We start from the raw sequence: 4,733 nt of genomic DNA on the forward strand, positions 1-4,733 counted from the left end.
GTGGCACCGGGAAAATGTTTACCACGGCTAGAGTGAGTTAGGGATTGAACTACTACTTTCTAGCGAGCATTTCATGAAATTCCGGGGTCATGGGAGTGATGATCATATGGAAGTCGATGCCAACTTTATGCCAGAGATCCGGGAGCGGTTAGCCTCATTCGTACACGAGCGTGACTGGTCCCAGTTTCACACGCCCAAGAATCTGGTTATGGCACTATCAGGCGAGGTTGGGGAGCTGAGTGAACACTTTCAGTGGCTGAGTAATGAGGATTCGGATGCTCTTGATCTGAATGCTGCCAATCAGGTGCGTCGAGAGGTGGCCGATGTCCAGATCTACCTGTTACTGCTTGCCGATCGCTTGGGTATTGATCTAGCTAGCGCGGTCACGGAAAAGATTGATGAGAACGAGCTGAAATACCCTGTGGAACGGTCTCGTGGCCGTTCTAAAAAATACACCGATATTTAGGGTCGCCGATGCTGGTATACAGCAGTGACAAGATTAGATTTCTCGATGATGTCAGGGGCAATGTGATTTCAGACCGCATTATCCAGGCCCTGCAACGCTCCGGACACGGAAGTGTGAGTGATAGCGAGCGTCGATCTTTTGAGCAATCATTGCAGTACATGAAAAATGTGCTGGAGGTCGACACCATTCCCGGCGATGCGGGTATCGCGCTTGAGTACAAAATCCCACAGACGTCCAAGCGTGTGGATATGATTGTCTCTGGGCTGGATGAAAGCCGACGGGAAACATGCGTGATTGTTGAGTTGAAGCAGTGGGAAAAGGCGGAAATTACTGCGAAGGACGCCATCGTTCGCACCTTTCTCGGGGGTGCTCATCGCGAGACGACGCACCCTTCATATCAGGCTTGGAGCTACGCATCGCTGCTGAAGGACTTCAATCAGACCGTACAGGAGGATGGGATTCGACTTGAGCCCTGTGCTTATCTGCACAACTGCGTGGATGGAAGCGGAATCCTGGATGATCATTACCAAGCGCACATCGATAGGGCCCCAATCTTCCTTCGGAAAGACATGGTTCGTCTACAGCAGTTCATTCAGAGGCATGTCCGTCACGGCGATAAAAACCGTGTTCTTTACCGGATCGAGAAGGGGCGCATCCGACCCTCGCGAGATTTAGCGACCTCACTGGCACGATTGATAAAGGGGAAAAGCGATTTTTTGATGATAGATGATCAGAAACTCGTCTATGAGGCGGCACTCGAGGTGTCAGAGTTTTCACAACAAGGCGAGAAGCAAGTCCTGATCGTGGAGGGCGGGCCAGGGACCGGGAAGTCAGTTGTGGCTATAAACCTTCTGGTTGAACTAACGAATCGCTACAAGACCGTGCATTATGTAACCCCCAACCGTGCCCCACGGCAGGTTTACGAGGGACGGCTGACGGGCACCCTGACCAAATCGCGGTTCAGTAACATGTTCAAGGGGTCAGGGTCTTACGACGGCAGTGAAGATGGCGAGCTCGATGTGCTGGTGGTAGACGAGGCCCATCGGCTCGTGGAACGCGGCCAGTACCAGAAATCGGGTGTGAATCAGACGCGGGATATAATTCGAGCCGCCAAGACAGTCGTTTTCTTTGTTGACGAGGCCCAGCAGGTTACCTGGAAAGATGCAGGCTCGCGGGGTGAGATTGAGCATTGGGCGAAGCAGTTAGGAGCAACAATCCACCATGCTGACCTCAAGTCTCAGTTTCGATGTAATGGTTCAGATGGTTATCTTTCCTGGCTCGATCGGGTATTGGGGGTTCACGATACGGCGCAGGATGATCTCGCCGGTATTGATTATGACCTGGCGGTGGTGGATTCACCGTCCGAACTTCGGGAGCGAATCGCCTTACTGAACCGCTCCGGCCACAAGGCGAGACTCGTGGCCGGTTATTGCTGGGACTGGAAGAGCAAGAAGGATCCAGATGCCTGGGATATTACATTCCCGGAAGACGGTTTCGCCATGCAGTGGAATCTGAGCAATGACGAAGGGCGCTATATCGAGAAGGCAGAATCCATTGACCAGATTGGTTGTATTCATACAGTTCAGGGACTGGAGATGGATTATGTTGGCGTCATCATAGGTCCGGATCTCGTAGTTCGTGATCGGTGTGTCGTTACGCAGCCTGAAATGCGCGCGCGAACCGATAAATCCTTGCATGGCTACATCAAACACCGTAATGAGGCGCCGAAAAGTGCCGATGCTCGTGCGGATGCGATCATAAAGAACACTTACCGCGTACTTTTAAGTCGGGGGCTTAAAGGGTGTTTTATCTACTGTGCTGATGGGGAAACCCAAGAGTATTTTCGACAGCAGATCACAGTGGCACTGAACAAGGCCAGTGATAAGGTCCTCGACAGTGGGGTATCCCCAAGCGTGGTTGGCGGTCCAGACGAAGCCCTAGGATCTGATGAGAACATTGACGGACCTCGAGTCGTGTCGGCGGAGGATGTTTCAGAATCCGATAATGCGGTGCCGTTGCTCGATTTGGAGGCTGCTGCGGGCGGGTTTGCCGAGGGGTTTGCGGAGAAACAGACGCTTGAGGATGTGGAGAAGTGGATTGCCCTTCCTGACTTCTATCAAGCCAGGCCGGGTCTATTTGCGGTGCGGGTAGTCGGGGATTCCATGAACCGTCGAATTCCGAACGGTTCTTTGGGTTTGTTCGAAGCCAAGCCGGGCGGATCTCGTAACGGCCAAGTAGTGCTCGCCTATCACCGTGATATTCAGGATCCAGATAACACTGGGGGGCTTACCGTAAAGGTCTATCGCAGCGAAAAGGTAGCCGATTCCGAGGGTGAGTGGAAGCACAGCCGTATCGTTCTTGCGTGCGATACGCTTGAGTCTGGCTATGAAGACATCGTCCTGGACAATGCGCAGGCCGGTGAGTTGCAGGTTCTGGGGGTGTTTAAAGGCATCGTTGCGTGATGTTGTAGCTTTTACTTTTTCCTTATGAGGATAGCGACGGCAGGTGGTTGGGCGTCGAATCCTTGTTTTGCCCTACGGAATTGACCACTCCGGCACCTGCTGATCCTGCCTCAAGCGTATCCGCCTGAGATTGGCGGCATCGAATATCTGAATCAGGGAGTCGTTGCGTATTGGCTCAGGTGTGGGCAGGGTTGCCCGCGCTTCGCCGTGAAAACGCTCCGTGAGTAGCGGCTTCGATTCCCCGCAGTATCCCTGTTCCCACCAGTTGATGATGCGTTCTTCGGCGGCCTGGAAGGTTTCGGCGCTGGGGAGGCGGGCGCTTTTCTGGTTGTTGGTGCTTCGGTGGGCGGGCATGAGGTTCCACAAGTCGTCGCAGGGCCAGGCGGACCAGGGGAAGCAGTGGTCGATTTCGAGATTGTCGGGGGTGAGGCGTTTCTTGCTCCAGACGCAGTGGAGCGGGTGGCCAGCTTCGATGAGTTGGAGGGCCTGTTGTCGGGCGAGGCCGACATCCCGCTCGGGGTCGGACCAGTGCATGGCCTGGGCCAGGGCCAGTTCATCCAGTGGCTTGCCCTGTCGTTCGCTGTAGTCGGCGATCAGGCGTTGCCATTCGGTGACGATGGCGGGCTCGATCCAGACGCTGAAGCGTTGCAGGGCCTGCCAGAGCCTGGCGGGGACGGCGAGTTCGCCGAAGTGCCAGAGGTAGGCCTCATCGAGGGTGATGCCGGCCTGGGGGCGTTGCTGGCGGAAGGGGGTGGCGTTAAGTACCTGGGCGCCGTTGGGGTAGGTGGTGTAGTGGACCGGCTGCTTGATGATGGTGTCACGGATGTCGCGTAGGGCCTGATGAATGGCCGGGCTGTCGGTCGGCGAAAAGCGGGTGCCGATGCGCAGGTCCAGGGCCGGGTGTTTCAACAGCGCCTGAAAAGGCGCCTTGACGAAGGCCAGGCCGCGGCCGTCGCGGGTGTGGGGCATCTGGGGAAAGCCGCCCTTGCTCAGAGGATGGTAAAGCCGGGCCCAGACCAGCGCGACCAGGCCCATGGGCAGGCTGACGGTGTCGTCCTCATTGTGGCGGGTCAGGCCGTCGGCGCTTTCGGCGATGCGGCAGAGCGTTCTCAAGAGTGCCAGCTTGTAGGTGGAGGACTTGGCATCGTTGAGCACGATATGACGGATCAGCGGCAGGGCGCCGGTGCCGTCGTCCGGCAGGCGGATGGCGAGCTGGTCCCAGTGGATGCCTTTGCGGCCGCCGGTATCCGGTACGCCGATCTCCCGTTTCTCGATGAAGGCCCCATGGGCACGGGCCAGGCGTTCGATTTCCTCGCTGCCGACCGGGTACATGGTCCGTTCCGGGTCGGCGGGGCCGTGGCGCAGGGTGATGGCCAGCAGGCCGCCGGGCTTGAGCAGGGCGGTGAGCTTGCGGAAGGCGCGGGCGCGCTGGTTTTCCGGCAGGTGCATCCAGACGGCGCTCACCAGAATCATGTCGAACTGCAGGCCCAGGCGTTCGGTGGCCTTGAGGCCGGGGAGGCGGTCGTCGATCCAGCGGATTCTGGGGTGGGGGTGTCGGCGCTGGCCTTCTTCGCGCAGGGCGCGGGTGGGCTCAGCGGCGACCACTTCATGGCCCCGCTCGGCCAGCCAGGCCGCGTCACGGCCGGAGCCGGCACCGATGTCGAGGATGACCGAGCCTTCTGGCTTGGGCAATAAATAGAGCAACCAATTATGCACGGTGGGGAAGTCGAGCTGCTCGTATTGCTCGGCGACGGTTTTGCCGTGGCGCTGGTACCAGTCCGTGGGGTCGTTTCGGCTCATGGGGG

3 protein-coding genes are annotated in these 4,733 nt (G+C 57.5%); 2 read left to right on the forward strand and 1 reads right to left on the reverse strand.

Annotated features, from left to right (window positions below; genetic code table 11):
* The first annotated feature begins 106 nt into the window (after window positions 1-106).
* A complete protein-coding gene (locus VCB98_RS13645; protein WP_346053464.1) occupies window positions 107-466 on the forward strand; it encodes a nucleotide pyrophosphohydrolase in 360 nt (119 codons plus the stop codon).
* Between the two features lie 8 nt (window positions 467-474).
* The gene (locus VCB98_RS13650) at window positions 475-2,928 is read left to right on the forward strand and encodes a DNA/RNA helicase domain-containing protein (protein ID WP_346053465.1); all 2,454 of its coding nucleotides are present in this window, start codon (window positions 475-477) and stop codon (window positions 2,926-2,928) included.
* Window positions 2,929-3,000: 72 nt separating this feature from the next.
* Here VCB98_RS13650 and VCB98_RS13655 read toward each other — a convergent pair.
* The coding region (locus VCB98_RS13655) for a class I SAM-dependent methyltransferase (protein ID WP_346053467.1) at window positions 3,001-4,733 on the reverse strand (1,733 nt) is incomplete at its 5' end.

The organism is Natronospira elongata (assembly GCF_034931365.1).
Lineage (GTDB): Bacteria > Pseudomonadota > Gammaproteobacteria > Natronospirales > Natronospiraceae > Natronospira > Natronospira elongata.